General features: G+C 75.3%; 11 protein-coding genes and 1 pseudogene. All 12 read left to right on the top strand.

Annotated features, from left to right (window positions below):
• Positions 1-20 precede the first annotated feature (20 nt).
• Positions 21-1,202: an isochorismate synthase gene (locus tag CFP66_RS16645; RefSeq protein ID WP_094925046.1), complete on the top strand. Its 1,182-nt coding sequence runs from the start codon at positions 21-23 to the stop codon at positions 1,200-1,202.
• A complete protein-coding gene (locus CFP66_RS16640) occupies positions 1,199-2,839 on the top strand; it encodes a (2,3-dihydroxybenzoyl)adenylate synthase (protein WP_094925044.1) in 1,641 nt (546 codons plus the stop codon). Before CFP66_RS16645 ends, CFP66_RS16640 begins: the two co-directional genes overlap by 4 nt.
• Positions 2,840-2,844: 5 nt before the next feature.
• The gene (locus CFP66_RS16635) at positions 2,845-3,519 is read left to right on the top strand and encodes an isochorismatase family protein (RefSeq protein ID WP_094925525.1); all 675 of its coding nucleotides are present in this window, start codon (positions 2,845-2,847) and stop codon (positions 3,517-3,519) included.
• Positions 3,516-3,779, top strand: coding sequence for a phosphopantetheine-binding protein (locus tag CFP66_RS16630; RefSeq protein WP_094925042.1), 264 nt, complete (start codon positions 3,516-3,518; stop codon positions 3,777-3,779). Before CFP66_RS16635 ends, CFP66_RS16630 begins: the two co-directional genes overlap by 4 nt.
• The gene (locus CFP66_RS16625) at positions 3,776-3,985 is read left to right on the top strand and encodes an MbtH family protein (protein ID WP_094925040.1); all 210 of its coding nucleotides are present in this window, start codon (positions 3,776-3,778) and stop codon (positions 3,983-3,985) included. The genes CFP66_RS16630 and CFP66_RS16625 overlap by 4 nt, the downstream gene beginning before the upstream one ends.
• 10 nt (positions 3,986-3,995) lie before the next feature.
• On the top strand, positions 3,996-4,874 hold the full coding sequence (locus tag CFP66_RS16620; RefSeq protein WP_094925038.1) for a siderophore-interacting protein: 879 nt from the start codon (positions 3,996-3,998) through the stop codon (positions 4,872-4,874).
• Positions 4,875-4,893: 19 nt separating this feature from the next.
• Positions 4,894-5,841: a methionyl-tRNA formyltransferase gene (locus CFP66_RS16615; RefSeq protein ID WP_094925036.1), complete on the top strand. Its 948-nt coding sequence runs from the start codon at positions 4,894-4,896 to the stop codon at positions 5,839-5,841.
• Between the two features lie 32 nt (positions 5,842-5,873).
• Positions 5,874-6,887 carry an ABC transporter substrate-binding protein gene (locus CFP66_RS16610; RefSeq protein WP_233159485.1) on the top strand — a complete coding sequence of 338 codons (1,014 nt, stop codon included), beginning with the start codon at positions 5,874-5,876 and terminating at the stop codon, positions 6,885-6,887.
• A gap of 34 nt (positions 6,888-6,921) precedes the next feature.
• A complete protein-coding gene (locus tag CFP66_RS16605) occupies positions 6,922-14,586 on the top strand; it encodes a non-ribosomal peptide synthetase (RefSeq protein ID WP_233159484.1) in 7,665 nt (2,554 codons plus the stop codon).
• Complete coding sequence (locus tag CFP66_RS16600; protein ID WP_094925032.1) at positions 14,583-16,031, top strand: DHA2 family efflux MFS transporter permease subunit; 1,449 nt, start codon at positions 14,583-14,585, stop codon at positions 16,029-16,031. Before CFP66_RS16605 ends, CFP66_RS16600 begins: the two co-directional genes overlap by 4 nt.
• A 99-nt stretch (positions 16,032-16,130) precedes the next feature.
• Positions 16,131-16,292: pseudogene (locus tag CFP66_RS49215) on the top strand (SDR family NAD(P)-dependent oxidoreductase); the annotation flags it as partial.
• Positions 16,293-16,353: 61 nt separating this feature from the next.
• Positions 16,354-16,920: an SDR family oxidoreductase gene (locus tag CFP66_RS16595; protein ID WP_233159483.1), complete on the top strand. Its 567-nt coding sequence runs from the start codon at positions 16,354-16,356 to the stop codon at positions 16,918-16,920.
• The last annotated feature ends 22 nt before the right edge of the window (positions 16,921-16,942 follow it).

The raw sequence follows: 16,942 nt of genomic DNA, 5'->3' as shown, positions 1-16,942 counted from the left end.
CCGGCGAAAGGAACACCCACGTGTCCATACCGGCCCTGGACCGGCCGCGCCCCGAGCACCGCGCGGCCGACCTGCTGGCGGCCTACCTGCCGGGCTCGTTCTTCTACTCCTCGACGAGCGGCAGCCTGCTCGCCGACGGCGTGCACGCGCTGGTCGACACCGGCCGCGGGTCGCGGGCCGACGCCGCCGCGACCGCCCTCGCCGACGCCGCGGCGTCGGGGGTGGACGAGCCGGTGGTGGTCGGCGCGCTCGGCTTCGCGGCGGCCGCGCAGGCGTGCCTCGTGGTGCCCGCGCTGGTCCGCCGGGCCGGCGCCCGCAGCGCGGCGCCCGCCCCGCCGCCGCTGCCGGGCCGCTGGTCGGTGCGGCGGCGCCCGGAGCCGCAGGACTACGTCGACGGGGTGCGGCGCGCGCTGGCCCTGATCGGCGACGGCTCGCTGGAGAAGGTGGTGCTCGCGCGCAGCCTGGAGCTGACGGCGGACCGGGTCGTCGCGGTGCCGGCCCTGCTGTCGCGGCTGGTCGCGGCCGACCCCGCCGCGCACGCGTTCGCCGTCGACGTCACGGCCCCCGGTGACGCGGCCCCGCGCACGCTCGTGGGCGCGAGCCCGGAGCTGCTCGTCTCCCGCACCGGTGACGTCGTGCGCGCCAACCCGCTCGCCGGCTCCCGCCCGCGGGCCGGCGACGCCGCCGAGGACGCCCGTCGGATCGCGGGGCTGCGCACATCGGACAAGGACCGTCGCGAGCACGCGATGGTGACCGCGCAGGTCGCCGAGGTGCTCGGCCGGTTCTGCACCGACCTGCAGGTACCCGCGTACCCCGACGTGCTGGGCACGGCCACGATGTGGCACCTGTCGAGCCCGATCAGCGGGCGCCTCGACGACCCGTCGGTGTCCTCGCTCGCGCTGGCCGAGGCCCTGCACCCGACGCCCGCGGTGTGCGGCACGCCGGCGGCGGCGGCACGCGGCGCGATCGGCGAGATCGAGGGCGTCGACCGCGGGTACTACAGCGGCCTCGTGGGCTGGTGCGACGCCGGCGGCGACGGCGAGTGGGCGGTGACGCTGCGCAGCGCCGAGGTCAGCGGCGACACGGTGCGGCTGTTCGCGGGCGCGGGCGTCGTGGCGGGCTCCGACCCGGATGCCGAGCTGGCCGAGACCGGCGCCAAGTTCCGCACCCTGCTGCGCGCGATCGGGCTGGAGGACGTGTGAGCGGCCCCGACCACACGCCGTGGCCACCCGCGTTCGCGGCCCGCTACCGCGCAGCCGGGCACTGGCGCGGGCAGACGTTCGGCGCCCTGCTCACGGCGCTGGCGGAGGCGCACGCCGACCGTACGGCCGTCGTCGGCGAGGGTGCCCGCTGGAGCTACGCCGAGCTGGACGAGCGCGCGCACCGCCTGGCCTCCGGCCTGGTCGAGCTGGGCGTGCGGGCCGGCGACCGGGTCGTCGTGCAGCTGCCCAACGTGGCGGAGTTCCTGCCGGTGGTGTTCGCCCTGTTCCGGGTGGGGGCGTGGCCGGTGTTCGCGCTGCCCGCGCACCGCGACACCGAGCTCGTGCACTTCGCGGAGCAGGCCGAGGCCGTCGCGATCGTCACCGTCGACGCGCACGACCGGTACGACCACGCCGCGATGGCGCGCCGCGTCGCGGACCGGGTGGCGTCGGTGCGCCACATCATCGTGCTCGGGGCGCCGGCTGCCGGGACGATCGACCTGGAAGAGCTGGCCCGCGAGCCGAGGCAGCTACCCGACCCCGATCCGTCGGGAGTGGCGTTCCTGCAGCTCTCGGGCGGGAGCACGGGCCTGCCGAAGCTCATCCCGCGCACCCACGACGACTACCTCTACAGCGTGCGGGAGAGCGCCCGGATCTGCCGGCTGACCCCGGACAGCGTCTACCTGGCTGCCCTGCCCGTGGCGCACAACTACCCGCTGAGCTCGCCCGGGGTGCTCGGCACGCTGCACGCGGGAGGCACCTGCGTGCTGGCCCCGCGCCCGGATGCCGACACGGCGTTCCGGCTCATCGAGGCCGAGCGCGTGACGATCGCCGGCGTGGTGCCGCCGATCGCCGCGGCCTGGGTGCAGGCGGCCGCGCGAACGGAGCTGGACCTGGGCAGCTTGGAGGTGCTGCAGGTCGGGGGCGCCAAGTGCGGCGCCGAGCTGGCCGCGCGCATCGGGCCGGCGCTGCACTGCGCGCTGCAGCAGGTGTTCGGCATGGCCGAGGGACTGGTCAACTACACGCGCCTCGACGACCCCGCCGACCTCGTCCTCGGCACCCAGGGCCGGCCGATCTCACTCGACGACGAGCTCCGCGTGGTCGATCCGGCCACGGACGCGGACGTGGCGCCGGGGGAGACCGGTGCCCTGCTCACGCGCGGGCCGTACACGATCCGCGGCTACCACCGGGCCGCCGCGCACAACCGGACCGCGTTCACCCCGGACGGCTTCTACCGCACGGGCGACCTCGTGCGCCGTCTGGAGTCCGGGCACGTCGAGGTGGTCGGGCGCGTGAAGGACCAGATCAACCGGGGCGGGGAGAAGGTGGCGGCCGAGGAGGTCGAGAACCACCTCATGGCCCACCCGGACGTCCTCGACGCGGCCGTGGTCGGGGTGCCCGACGAGTACCTGGGCGAGCGCAGCTGCGCCTACGTCGTGCCCGTCGCGGGCGCGCAGCCGACGCCCGCCGAGCTGCGCCGATTCGTGCGCGAACGCGGGGTGGCCGCGTTCACGGTGCCCGACCGGGTGCTGGTGGTCGACGCGTTCCCGGCCACCCCCGTCGGCAAGACCAGCAAGCGCGAGCTGCGTGCCGCGATCACCCGGTCGCTGGTGCCCGCAGCGTCGTCGAAGGAGAGGTGAGCAGCATGTCCCTGCCCCGCATCGAGCCCTACCCGTTGCCCGACGCCGCGGACGTGCCGTCCGGGCGCGTCGGGTGGCGTCCCGATCCCTCACGCGCCGCGCTGCTCGTCCACGACATGCAGCGCTACTTCCTGGCCGCCTACGCGCCCGACGCGCAGCCGCTGGCGGGCCTGGTGCGCAACGTCGCCGCGCTCGTCGCGGCCTGCCGGGAGCGCGGGGTGCCGGTGTTCTACACCGCGCAGCCCGGGCGGCAGGACCCCCGCGACAGGGGGCTGCTCACCGAGTTCTGGGGTGACGGCATCGGCTCGGTGATCGACGCCGACCCGGCCGCCGCCGAGATCGTGGACGAGCTCGCACCCGCCCCGTCGGACGTGCGGCTGACCAAGTGGCGCTACAGCGCGTTCCAGCGCAGCACCTTCGCCGAGCAGCTCGCCGCCCGCGGCCGCGACGAGCTGGTGATCACCGGCGTGTACGCGCACATCGGGTGCCAGGCCACGGCCGTCGAGGCGTTCATGCGCGACGTCCGCCCGTTCCTCGTCGCCGACGGCGTGGCGGACTTCTCCCGCCGCCACCACGAGCAGGCGCTGGAGTACGTGGCGCAGCGCTGCGGCGTGGTCACGACCACCGCCGCGGTGCTCGAGGCGCTGGGTGCGCGGGTGCCGGCGGGAGCGGCCGGATGAACGCCGAGGACACCGCCGCTGGGGGCAAGGCGGCGCTCGCCCCCGAACGCATCCGCGCCGACGTGGCCGACCTCCTCGGCTGCGACCCCGCCGAGATCGACCCCGACGAGGACCTGCTCGACCGCGGCGTCGACTCGATCCGCCTGATGTCGCTGGTCGAGCACTGGCGCCAGGCCGGCGCGACCCGCCTGGAGTTCGCCGACCTGGCCGAGCAGCCCGACCTGCGGCATTGGGAACAACTGGTGGGAGAACCCGGATGAACCCGTTCGACGACCCGGACGGCACGTTCCGCGTGCTCGTCAACGGCGAGGACCAGCACAGCCTGTGGCCCGACTTCGCACCCGTTCCCGCGGGCTGGCGCCCGGTCTTCGGGCCGGACACCCGCGCGGCGTGCCTGGAGCACGTCGAACGGCACTGGAGCGACCTGCGCCCGCGCAGCCTGCGCACGGCGATGGCGCAGAGATGATGGTGCAGCGATGACGCGCGAACGGCACCTGGAACGGATCGGCGAGGTCAGGGCAGGCGCGAGCAGCGCGCGGGTGCCCTACCCGATCCGCCTGCGGGAGTGCGAGGTGCTCGGCACCCGGATGGTCGGGTCGGCGCTGCTGCGCCTCACCCTCGGCGGCGACGGTGCGGAGGGCTTCGAGAGCCACGCACCGTGCGAGCACGTCAAGCTGATCTTCCCCGACGAGCGCGGCGAGCTGCGGCTCCCCGAGCCGGACGGGCTCATGCTGGCCTGGCCGCGCCCGCTGCCGGTGACGCGCGAGTACACCGTGCGCCGCTACGACGCGGCCGCCCGGGAGATCGACATCGACATCGCGCTGCACGCGGGCGGCCTCGCGGCGGACTGGGCCACGAGCGTCGCCCCCGGCGTCCGCGTGCACGTGGCCGGGCCGCCCGGGGGCGTCGTGGTGCCCGACCGCTACGACAGCTACCTGCTCGGCGGCGACATCACGGCCCTGCCGGCCATCGCCCGCCGGTTGGAGGAGCTGCCGCGCACCGCGGCGGGGTGGGCCTTCATCGAGGTCGCCGACGCGTCCGAGGAGATCGAGCTGGACGCGCCGGAGGGGGTCGTCGTCCGGTGGCTGCACCGCGGCCCCGCGGCGCCGGGCACCAGCGACGTGCTGGAGCGCGCCGTCCGCACCGTGCAGGTGCCGCGCGGCGAGCGCGTCTTCGTGTGGCTCGCCGGCGAGGCGGGCGTGCTCAAGCCGCTGCGCCGCTGGGTGCGCGACGAGCTGCGCATCCCGCGGGAGGACTGCGACATCACCGGCTACTGGAGGCGTGGCGTCGCCAACTTCGACGAGGACCACAACGACCCCGGCAACCCCGACCACGACCACGACCACGACCACTGAGACATAGAAGGAGAGCGGGATGCGGGTTGTCGCGTTCGGATACATGACCTGGGGACGGCGGACGATCGAGGCACTGCTCGACGCCGGCCACGAGGTTCCCCTGATCGTCACGCACCCCGACAGCGACAACGCGTACGAGAAGATCTTCAACGAGTCGGTGGCGGAGCTGGCCGCCGACCACGGCATCCCGCTGCTGGTGCGGGAGCGCGCCGACGACGTGGAGGTCCGCGACGCCGTCCTGGCCTCGGAGGCCGACGTCATGGTGGTCTCGAACTGGCGCACGTGGCTCTCGCCCGCGGTGTTCTCGATCCCGCGGCTGGGCACGGTCAACGTGCACGACGCGCTGCTGCCCGCCTACGCCGGGTTCGCCCCGCTGAACTGGGCGCTGATCAACGACGAGCCCGAGGTCGGCGTCACCGCGCACGTGATGAACGAGGAGTTCGACGCGGGCGGCATCCTCCTGCAGCGTTCGACGCCGGTCACCGACGACGACACCGTGGTCGACCTGTTCGACCGCACGCTGGCCATGTTCGGCCCGATCACGGTGGACGCGCTGGAACTGGTGGCGTCGGGCCGGGCCGTCCCCGTCCCGCAGGACCGGAAGGCGGCGTCCTACTTCCACCGCCGCACCGACGAGGAGAACCGCATCGACTGGTCGTGGCCGGCGCGCGACGTCTTCAACCTGGTCCGCGCCCAGACCGACCCGTACCCGAATTCCTACTGCTACTACCGGGGCGAGCGGCTGCGGGTGCTGTCGGCCTCGGTGACCGACGACGTGATCGGCGGGACACCGGGGCGGATCGTCATCCGGCGCGGCCGGGGTGTCGTGATCGTCGCGGGTGCCGACGCGCGGCGCGGCCGCAACCGCGGCGTAGTGCTGGAGCGGGTGCGCAGCGAGGACGGCCGCGAGTTCGACGCCGCCGACTTCTTCCCGCACATGGGCGGCTACCTGACCTCCCGCCCGTGAGCTACGCGACCCGCACAGCCCGAAGGAATCCCGTGAGACCGCACGCGTCGTCGCGCCTCGTCGCCACCTGCGCGGCGGTGCTCGCCCTCGTCGTGGCGGGTTGCGGTTCGCCGGAGCAGGCCAGCACGCCGGAGACGGGGGCCCAGCCGCCGACACGGATCTTCGCCGCCGACAACGGCGAGGTCAGCATCCCCGTGGCGCCGCAGCGCATCGTGGCCACCGGCTACGCCGTGCCCGCGCTGATCGAGACCGGAGCCCCGCTCGTCGGCATCTCGACGTGGGAGCGGGGCGTCCCACTGATGAGCCCCGAGGACAAGGCCGCCTACGACGGGCTGGAGAAGGTCGCGGGCGAACTGGCCGCGGAGACCGACTACGAGGCGATCGCCAGGGTCGATCCCGACCTCATCGTGATCGGGGTGCCCGCCCCGATCCTCACCGACGTCGACGTGGAGCTCCTGGAGTCGGTGGCGCCGGTCGTGGCGATCGGTCCGACGATCCCGTCGAAGTGGCGGGAGGTGTCGCAGCGGCAGGCGGACGCGGCGGGCGTGCTGCCCGCCTTCGACGCCCTGCGCGGCGAGTACGAGGCGAAGGCCGCGGGGCTGGAGGAGGAGTACGCGCCCGCCGTCGGGTCGCTGCGGTTCGGCCACGTCGGCGCGTACGGCGAGGTGGCGCGCGGCACCTTCCATCGGGAGTTCGACGGCTCGTGGGGCACGAACGTCCTCAACGACCTCGGCGTCTCCTACTACGGCGAGGTGCGCGAGCCGGGCCCGGGCTCGCGGGCGGTCAGCGAGTACACCTCGCTCGAGGAGCTGCAGGCGAGCCTCGGTGGGGCCGAGGTGATCACCTACAGCGCCGAGCCCGACGGGTCGGTCCGCGAGGGCGTGCAGCAGGTCCTCGACTCGCCGCTGTGGCAGCTGCTGCCCGCCGTGCAGGCCGGCCGCACGATCCCGATCCGCTACACCGAGGCGGCCACCTACAAGGCCGCGCTCACGGCGCTGGACGCGGCGGACGAGGCGCTCGCACCGCTGCTGTCGCCGCCGGCGTGACCGAACCCTGATCTCCGACAGACGAGGAATGCGTGTGACCACCGGCGTCCAGGCTCCCGCGACGTTCGACCTGACCACCGCGCAGCTGGGCATCTGGAACGCGCAGCGGCTCGACCCGGACTCGCCCTACTACCTCGTCGGGGACGTCCTCGAGGTCTCCGGCCCGGACCCGGTCGATGCCGGCCTGCTCGCCGAGGCGGTCCGGATCACCACCGACGACGCGGAGGCGCTGCGGGTCCGCGTGTTCGACACCCCGGACGGCCCGCGCCAGCTGATCGACGACGCACCGGCGGCGGCGCCGCGGATCCTCGACCTGCGCGGCGAGCCCGACCCCGTCGCGGCCGGCAACGCGTTCGTCGCGGCCGAGCGCTTCCGGGCGGCCGCGCAGCTGTCCGGCATGACCGGGCGCGACCTGGCCGTGCAGGCCGTTCTGCGGATCACCGACCGGGACGTGTGGTGCGTGCTGCTCTACCACCACCTGGTGATCGACGGCTACACCCAGTCGATGCTGTGCCGGCGCATCGCCGCGGTGCACACCGCGCTGGCCACGGGCGAGCCGGTGCCGCCGGCGCCGTTCCGGCCGTTCGCCGAGTTCGCGGCGGCCGACGCGGCCTACCTCGCGAGCGCGGACAGCGCGGCCGACCGCGCCTACTGGGTCGACCGGCTGACCCCGATGCCGGAGTTCGACGAGCGTGCGGCCCTTGCGGGTCCGGCGCAGCACACGCTCTCGGCGAGCCGGACCGTGTCGCCCGACGAGATCGAGGCGCTGCGCGCGGTGGCCAAGGAGGTGGGCGCCACCTGGGGCGAGGCCGTGATCGCCTGCTACGCGGCGTTCCTGCACCGGATGCAGGGGCGCACCGACGTCGTGTTCGGGCTGCCGCTGATGTGCCGGCTCGGGTCGACGGGGCTGCGCACGCCCGCCATGGCCGTGAACGTGCTGCCGCTGCGCGTGGCCGTGCGCAGCGGCGACCGGTTGCCCGAGCTCACCCGGCGGGTCGCCGCGGCGATGGCCGAGATGCGCGCCCACCAGCGCTACCGCGGCGGGAACATCCCCCGGGACCTCGGCGTCCCGGGGGCGAGCGCGCTGCTGCACGGCAGCGGCGTCAACTTCAAGGCCTACGACCTCGTGATGGACTTCGCGGGCGCCACCGGGCAGATGCGCAACGTCGCGGGCGGCCCTCCCGAGGACTGGGGCCTGACCGCCACCCCCACCCGCGACGGCGGGCTGCTGCTCGGGTTCGAGGTGGACGCGCGCGCCGGTGACCAGGCCGCGGTGGACCGCAAGCCGGCCGCGATGCAGACCATGGTGCGCGAGCTGGCCCGTCCCGAGGCGCCGGCCGTCGGTCAGGTCGACCTGGTCGGCGACGCCCGCACGGCCCTGCTCACCGCCGCGCAGACGCCCGCCGTGGACGGCGCACCCGAGCCGGTGCCGGCGGTGCTCGACGCGCTCGCCGCGACCCGGGCCGGCGAGACCGCGCTCGTCTCGGGTGCGCAGCGGCTCACCACGGCCGAGCTGGCCGGGCGCGTGCACCGGCTGGCCCGCGCGCTGCGCGCCCGCGGGGTGGGGCCCGACGACGTGGTCGCGCTCGCGCTGCCCCGCGGCGCCGATCTCGTCGTGGCGCTGCTCGCCGTCCTCGACGCCGGCGCCGCCTACCTGGCGCTCGATCCGGAACACCCGGCGCCACGGCGCCGCGAGCTGCTCGCCGACGCCCGCCCGGGGCTCGTGGTGACGGCCGGGCCGGCACCGGACCTGGGCGCCGTGGACCGGCTGGACCTGACCGACCCCGCGGTGCTCGCGGAGTTGGCCACCCTGCCCGACGGCCCGCTCGCCGACTCCGAGCTCGCCGCGCCGCGGCACCCGGAGCACCTCGCCTACGTCATCTACACGTCCGGCTCGACGGGCCGCCCGAAGGGCGTGCTGGCCCGGTCGGGTGGTCTGGCCGAGCTGGTGCACCGCCAGCGGGCGACGATCGTCGCTGCGGCCCGGGAGCGCGCACACGGGCGGCGGTTGCGGGCGGCGCACACCTACTCGTTCGCCTTCGACGCCTCGCTCGACCAGCTCTGCTGGCTGCTGTGCGGACACGAGCTGCACCTCTACGACACCGACACCGCCCGCGACGCCGACGCGCTCGTGGCGGCGGTGCGCCGCGACGGCATCGACGTCGTCGACACCACGCCGTCGATGGCGGGGCCGCTGCTCGCGGCCGGCCTGCTCACCGGGTCACCGGCCCCGGGCGTGCTGCTCCTCGGCGGGGAAGCCGTCGGCGAGGGGCTGTGGCACACCGTCGCCGCGGCCGGGGTCACGGCGTTGAACCTGTACGGCCCGACCGAGGCATGCGTCGACGCCACCGTCGCGAGGATCGAGGGGGACGCCCCGACGATCGGCACGGCGGTGCCCGGCACCGGCGCCTACGTGCTCGACGGCGCGCTCGCCCCGGTGCCCGACGGCGAACGCGGTGCGCTGTACCTGGCCGGGCCGCACCTGGCCCGCGGGTACCTGGACCGGCCGGGCGTCACCGCCGAGCGGTTCGTCGCGAACCCGTACGGGCGGCCGGGGGAGCGGATGTACCGCACCGGCGACGTCGTGCGGCGGCGGTCCGACGGTGGCCTGGAGTACCTCGGTCGCGACGACGGGCAGGTCAAGATCCGCGGGCACCGCGTGGAGCTGGGCGAGGTGGAGGCCGGGCTGGCCGCGCTGCCCGGGGTGGACGCCGCGGCGGCGCTGGTGCGCACGGAGTCCGGGCGGGCGCAGATCGTCGGGTACGTCGTCCCCGCGCTCGGCGCGAGCACGACCCCCGAGCAGCTGCGCGACGCGCTCGCGGTGCGGTTGCCCGAGCACCTGGTGCCGGCGGCCGTCGTCGTGCTCGACGAGCTCCCGGTGACGGTCAACGGCAAGCTCGACCGCGCGGCCCTGCCCGCGCCGGCCGTCACCGACACCGGCCGGGCCGCGGAGACCGCGCAGGAGCAGGCGCTCTGCGCGGTGATCGCCGACGTCCTGGGTCTGCCGCACGTCGGGGTCGACGCCGACTTCTTCGCGCTGGGCGGCGACAGCATCACCGCCATCGCCGTCAGCAGCCGGGCCCGGGCCCGCGGGCTGGACCTGCGCCCCAAGGACCTCCTGGGCCGACAGAGCATCGCGGCGCTGGCCGCGGGCGCGGGCCGGGTCACCGATGACGCCGAGCGGGCCGCGCCGGACGGGCCGCTGGTGCACATCGACCGGGCCACACTGGACGAGATCGAGCGCACCCACCGCGTCGAGGAGCTGCTGCCGGCCACCCCGCTGCAGGTGGGGCTGGCGTTCCACACCCTGGTGCGTGGCGCGGACGACACCGACGTCTACGTGGCGCAGGCGGTCCTGCGGTTCGACGGCGAGCTGGACCCGGACCGGATGCGCGCCGCGGCCGGGGAGCTGCTGCGCCGCAGGCCTGCGCTCCGGTCGTTCCTCGTGGTCACCGACCCCGGCGACGTCGTGACGGTGGTCCCCGCCGACACCGAGCTGCTGTGGGAGTACGCCGATCTCAGCGGGCTCGCGCCCGCGGCCCGCGAGGCGCAGCTGCATCGCCTGCGGCGCGACCAGGTGCAGCGCGGGTTCGACCCCGCGACGCCGCCTCTGGTGCGGTTCCTGCTGGTGGCCACGGGTCCCGGCGAGCACCGGTTGTGCCTCACCATGCACCACGCGCTGCTCGACGGCTGGTCGATGCCGCTGGTGGGGCGGGCCCTCAGCGGCCTCTACGCCGAGCTGGGCGGCGGCCCGGTGGTGCCCGCCGCGCCGGGCCTGGCCGCCTACCACCGCTTCGTCGCCGGCCGTGATCCCGAGAAGTCCCTGCAGGCCTGGCGGGAGCTGCTGGCCGGTGTCGACGGGGGCACGCGGCTCGCGCCGGCCACGACCGCGGCCCGCGTCGAGCGTCCGGAGCGGGTGACGCTCGACCTCGGGTCCGAGTTCTCGGAGCGGCTGCGCACGTTCGCGCGCGAGCGCGGGCTCACCCTGTCCACCGTGATGCAGACCGCGTGGGGGCTGCTGCTCGGCCGGCTCACCGGTCGCCGCGACGTCCTGTTCGGCTGCCCCGTCTCCGGTCGCCCGCCCGAGGTCGAGGGCGTCGAGGACATGATCGGGCTGCTGCTCAACACGGTCGTCGTGCGGGTCGCGTCGCGCCCGTCGGACACCGCGGCGCAGGTGCTCGACGCCGTGCAGGCCCAGGCCGTCGCGATGGCCGAGCACCACAGCGTCGGGCTGCCCGACGTGCAGCGTGCAGCGGGCGTCGGGGACCTGTTCGACACGATGCTCGTGGTGGAGAACTTCCCGCTGTCGGACCGGCGGCGGGTCCCCGTCGCGCCGGGCCTCGACCTCGCCGGGGTGGAGATCGCCGACGCCACGCACTACCCGCTGACGGTCGTGGTGCTCCCCGGCGACGCGATCACCGTCGGGCTGGCCCACCAGCCGCACGCCTTCACCGAGGAGACCGTGCGCGCGCACGGACGCCGGCTCGTCGCGCTGCTGCACGAGCTCGTCGCCGACCCGGACCGGCCGGTCGCGCGGCTACCGCTGCTCGACGCGGACGAGCGGGCCGCCGTGCTCGCCATGGGCGACATCGCACCCCGCCGGACGCGGCGCCCGCTCCTGGCCGAGTTCGCGGCCTGGGTGCGGCGGCGCCCCGGTGCCGAGGCGGTGGTCTGCCGCGGCCGCAGCCTCACCTACGCCGAGCTGGAGCGGCAGGCCAACCAACTGGCGCACGCCCTGGTCGCGCAGGGGGTGGCCCCGCAGGACCCGGTGGCGGTGCTGCTCGGTCGCGACATCGAGATGGTCGTGGCGCTGCTGGGCGTGCTGAAGGCGGGCGCGGTGTACGTGCCGATGGACCCCGCCTACCCGCGCGACCGGCTGGCCTACATGATCTCCGACATCTCCCCGGCCGCCGCCCTGACCACGGCGGACGTGCAGGCTCGTCTCGAGGTGGAGCTGCCGGACGGGATGCCGGTGCTGCGTCTCGACGACCCGGCGACGGTCGCGGGCCGGCCCGGCACCGATCCCGCCCGGCCGCGCGCCCGGTTCACCCCCGACGCGCTCGCGTACGTCATCTACACCTCGGGCACCACGGGGCGCCCCAAGGGCGTCGCGGTCACCCACCGCGGCCTGCCGGACCTGGTGGCGCTGCAGGAGGAGGTCGTCGGCATCACGCCGGGAGACCGGTACCTGCAGTTCGCCTCCACGAGCTTCGACGTGGCGTTCTGGCAGACGATGGTGGCCCTGCTCTCCGGCGGCACCTCGGTGATCGCGCCCGACGAGGTGCGGGTGCCCGGCGACGAGCTCGTCGACTACATCCGCGAGCACCGCGTCACCGCGATCAACCTGCTCCCGTCGTTCGTGGCGGCACTGCCCGACGACCTGGAGATCGACGGGGACATATTGATGATGGTCGGCGCCGAGCGGCTCGACCCGGCGATCGTGCGCCGGTGGGGCCGCAGGCGGCGGTTCCTGAACGCGTACGGCCCCACCGAGGCCACGATCAACGCGACGATGTGGGTCCACGATCCCGACGAGCACGACCCGGACGAGACCCTCGACGGCGGTCCCGTGCCGATCGGACGCCCCGACCCGAACGTGCGCGCCTACGTGCTGGACGACGGCCTGCTCCCGGTCGAGGTCGGTGCGGTCGGCGAGCTGTACCTCGCCGGGCCCGGACTCGCGCGCGGCTACGTCAACCGCCCTGACCTGACGGCGGCGGCGTTCGTCGCCGACCCGTTCGGCGCGCCGGGCTCGCGCATGTACCGCACGGGCGATCTCGTGCGGTGGCGTCCCGACGGCCAGATCGTGTTCCTCGGCCGCGGCGACGACCAGGTGAAGATCCGCGGGTTCCGCATCGAGCTCGCCGAGATCGAGACCGTGCTGGGACGGCACCCGGCGGTGCGCGGGTGCGCGGTGGTCGTGCGCGAGGACCGGCCGGGGGAGCGGCGCATCGTCGGCTACGTCCTGCCCGCGGGCGACGCGCCGCTGGACGTCGCCACCCTGCTGGCCGAGGCCGCCACCCAGCTCCCGGACCACATGGTGCCCTCCGCGCTGGTCGAGCTGGACGAGCTGCCGCTGGGTCCGAGCGGCAAGCTGGACCGGGCCGCGCTGCCGGCGCCGGCCGTCGTCGCCACCGAGGCGCGGGAGCCGGCCACACTGGCCGAGGCCGTGCTGCTGGAGGTGTTCCGCGACGTCCTCGGGCAGACGAGGGTCCAGCTCGACGACGCGTTCCTCGACGCAGGCGGCGACAGCATCGTGTCGCTGCAGGTGGTGTCGCGGGCGCGGCGGCGCGGGCTGCTGCTCACCGCGCGCGACGTGTTCGAGGGCGTCACCGTGGCCGGCATCGCCGCGCGTGCGGTGAGTGCCGGGGAAGGACCGGCGGATCTGCCCGAGGCCGGTGACGCCCCGCTGACCCCGGCCATGCGGGAGTTCCTCGGGCTGTGTGCCGCCGCCGGCGCCTCGCCGGACGCGTTCTGCCTGTGGATGCAGCTCGTGGTCCCGGCCGGGGGCGACCTCGCGCGGTGGGAGGCCGTGTTCGACGCCGTGCTGGCGCGCCACGACGTCCTGCGCGCGCACCTGGTCGAGCCCGATGGCGCCGAGCCCGTGCTGCGCATCCCGCACGCCGTCACCGGGGCCGAGGTACTCACGCGCGTGGCCGTCGCGCCGGACGAGGTGGAGGCCCTCGACCGCACCGCCGCGGCCCGGCTCGAGGAGGCCCGCGCGGCGATGGACCTGCGCCGCGGCCCGCTGCTGCGCGCGGTCTGGCTCGACGCCGGGGATGCGGAACCGGGACGGTTGCTGCTGGTCGCGCACCACGTGGCCGTGGACGGTGCGTCGTGGCGGATCCTCGTCGACGACGTCGCGCACCTCTACGAGAGCGGCGAGACGACGCTGCCGGCCTCGGGGACCTCCTACCCCGGGTGGTCCCGCGCGCTGCGGGCGGCCGTGCCGGCCCGGCGCGCGGAGCTGCCGCACTGGCGGCGGGCCACCGCGGACGTCGCGCCGCTCGGGGTGCGCCCGCTCGACCCGGCCCGCGACACCATGGCCGCGGCCGTGCACCGCGAGCTGCGCCTCGACCCGGACACGGCGCGCGCGGTGCTCACGACGCTGCCGGCGGCGCGCGGCACCGCCCCCGACGCGGTCCTGCTGACCGCGGTGGCGCTGGCGGTGCGCGCGTGGCGCGGCGACGCGGCGGTCACGCTCGCGCGGGAGGGCCACGGCCGTCCGGCCGCCCTGCCCGACGCCACCGGACCCGCCGACCTGTCCGCGACCGTCGGCTGGCTCGCGGCGTGGCACCCGGTGCGGGTCGAGCCCGGGGACGCGGCGCCGACGCTCGCCGCGGTCGCGGAGCAGCTCGCGGCGGCCGGAGACGGGCTCGGGCACGGCATCCTCGGCGACCTCGTCGAGGGGGACCGGCCCCGGATCTCGGTGAACTACCTCGGCCGGTTGCCGACCGCGACGAGCGAGCAGGTCCTCTGGCGGCCCGTCCCCGGCACCGACCCGATCGGCTCCGGCGGCGACGCGGACCTCCCGCAGCCGCGGGAGGTGATGGTCAACGCGATCGCCGTCGACGGCCGGGCGGGCACCGAACTCGTCGTCCGGATCTTCTGGGCGCCGGGAGTGTTCCCCGGCGAGGAGCCCGCCGCACTCGTCGAGCACCTGCGTGCCGCGCTCGTCGCGCTGGCCGCGAGCGCATGACCGGGCCGGAGGCGCAGCGGATCGACGCCCCGCTGGTGCGCACCGCGTTCGTCCTGGTGCTGGGCACGTTCATGGCGACGATGGACGCCACCATCGTCACCGTCGGCATCGACACCCTGACCGAGGAGCTCGGCGCCTCGATCGCCGACGTCCAGTGGGTCACCACCGCCTACCTGCTCGCCGTCGTCACGGCGGTACCGGCGTCGGGCTGGTTGGTGGACCGGTTCGGCGGGCGCCGCACCTGGATCGGCGCGGTGCTGGTGTTCCTGGCCGGGTCCGCGCTGTGCGCGCTGGCCTGGTCACCGGCGAGCCTCATCGCCTTCCGGGTGCTGCAGGGCCTCGGCGGCGGGCTGCTGCCGCCGACCGGGCAGACCCTGCTGGCCCGGGCGGCCGGGCCGGGCCGCATCGGGCGGATCATCAGCATCGTCGGGGTCGTCCCGCTGCTGTCGCCGGTGTTCGGGCCGATCATCGGCGGCGCGATCCTCGGTGTGGCGCACTGGTCGTGGCTGTTCTCCGTGAACCTGCCGATCGGGCTGGTCGCGGTGGTGCTCGCGCTGCGCCACGTCCCGCGGGACGCGCCGGCGGCGGCCGGGGCGCCGCTGGACCTGCGGGGTGCTGCGCTGCTGTCCCCGGGCATCGCGGTGCTCGTCTTCGGGCTCACCGGCTTCGCCCACGGCCAGGCGGTGCCGGCCGCGGTGAGCTGGGGCGCGCTGGCGCTCGGCGCCGGCATCCTCGCCGGGTTCGTCGTGCACGCGCTGCGCCATCGGCGCGACGACGGGCGCCGCGTCCCGCTGCTCGACCTGCGGCTGCTGTCGCGGCCCCCGTTCGGTGCCGCCGCGCTGGCGTTGCTGATCCTCGGTGCGTCGGTGTACGGCGCGATGTTCCTGCTGCCGCTGTACCTGCAGAGCGGGCGTGGCATGACCCCGTGGGAGGCGGGCCTGCTGCTCGTCCCGCAGGGCATCGGCGCCGTGGCCGGCTCGGTGCTGGTCAGCCGCATCGTCGACCGGGTCGCCGCCCGCACCCTGGTGTTCACCGGGGTGGCGCTGGTGGCGCTGGGCACGGTGGTGTTCACCCAGCTCGCGAGCGCGCCGCCCGCCGCGCTGATCGCCGGGTCGCTCGTGGTGCGGGGGCTGGGCAGCTCGATGATCAGCGCGCCGGTGATGGCGCTGGTCTACAGCACGCTGGAGCGGACCGTGATCCCGCGGGCGTCCAGCGCGTTGAACCTGCTCAGCACGATCGGCGGCTCGGTCGGTACCGCGCTGCTCGCGGTGATCCTGCAGACCCGGCTCGCGGCCCGGGAGCCGCTCGGCGCCGCCGGGGTCACGTGGGCGTTTGCCGACGCGTTCTGGTGGGTGCTCGGGTTCTGCGTGGTGGCCCTGCTGGGCGTCAGCAGGCTGCCCCGTCGCAGCCTGCGGGAGCGCAGGGCGGCGCAGCAAGGGCGCTGAGTGAGGTCCGGGGTCTCATATTGAGACCCCGCAGGCCTGCGCACAGCCGGCCCGCATCCCTAGCTTCACCTCCGGAGCCCACCACCAACGGAGGTAGCAGTGGTTGCATCGGAGAAGCGGGTCGCACTGGTCACGGGGGCTGCGCGGGGCATCGGCAAGGGCATCGCCCTGCGCCTGGCCGCCGACGGTCTCGACGTGGCAGTCAACGACATCGAGGCCAACGGCGACCAGCTCGAGGGCGTCGCCGACGAGATCGCGGCGCTGGGGCGGCGTTCGGCCGCGGTGGTGGCCGACGTGTCCCAGCCGGACGCCGTGCAGGCCCATGGTGCAGCAGGCGGTCGGCGAGCTCGACCAGCTCGACGTGATGGTGGCCAACGCCGGGATCGCGCAGGTGAAGCCGCTGCTGGAGGTGACGCCCGAGGAGTTCGACCACCTGATGTCGATCAACCTGCGCGGGGTGTACCTCTGCTACACGGCCGCGGCGAAGCAGATGATCGCGCAGGGCGGCGGCGGCAAGATCATCGGTGCCGCGTCGATCGTGGCGTACCGGCCCTTCCCGCTGCTCGGGCACTACTCCGCCTCGAAGTGGGCGGTGCGCGGGCTCACGCAGGCCGCCGCGATGGAGTGGGCCCAGCACGGCATCACCGTGAACGCCTACTGCCCGGGCATCGTCGGCACCGCGATGTGGGACCACATCGACGAGAAGCTCGCCGACCACGAGGGCCTGCGCAAGGGGGCGGCCATCGCGAAGTACTCGGAGCTGATCCACCTCGGCCGGGTGTCGGTGCCGGAGGACGTGGCCGGCTTCGTGTCCTACCTCGCCTCCCCAGACTCGGACTACATGACCGGCCAGTCGGTCATGATCGACGGCGGGATCCAGTTCTCCTGACACCTGCGCGCCCGCAGCGCCG

The sequence above is a fragment of the Pseudonocardia sp. MH-G8 genome, assembly GCF_002262885.1.
Lineage (GTDB): Bacteria > Actinomycetota > Actinomycetes > Mycobacteriales > Pseudonocardiaceae > Pseudonocardia.
The sequence above is the reverse complement of the archived record's forward strand: the minus strand, read 5'-3'. Positions and strand labels throughout refer to the sequence as shown.

Excerpts from the sequence above, each read along its gene's own strand:
- CFP66_RS16635 (WP_094925525.1), top strand. The coding sequence starts at position 2,845 with ATGTCCCTGCCCCGCATCGAGCCCTACCCGTTGCCCGACGCCGCGGAC.
- CFP66_RS16630 (WP_094925042.1), top strand. The coding sequence starts at position 3,516 with ATGAACGCCGAGGACACCGCCGCTGGGGGCAAGGCGGCGCTCGCCCCC.
- CFP66_RS16625 (WP_094925040.1), top strand. The coding sequence starts at position 3,776 with ATGAACCCGTTCGACGACCCGGACGGCACGTTCCGCGTGCTCGTCAAC.
- CFP66_RS16620 (WP_094925038.1), top strand. The coding sequence starts at position 3,996 with ATGACGCGCGAACGGCACCTGGAACGGATCGGCGAGGTCAGGGCAGGC.
- CFP66_RS16615 (WP_094925036.1), top strand. The coding sequence starts at position 4,894 with ATGCGGGTTGTCGCGTTCGGATACATGACCTGGGGACGGCGGACGATC.
- CFP66_RS16600 (WP_094925032.1), top strand. The coding sequence starts at position 14,583 with ATGACCGGGCCGGAGGCGCAGCGGATCGACGCCCCGCTGGTGCGCACC.
- CFP66_RS16595 (WP_233159483.1), top strand. The coding sequence starts at position 16,354 with ATGGTGCAGCAGGCGGTCGGCGAGCTCGACCAGCTCGACGTGATGGTG.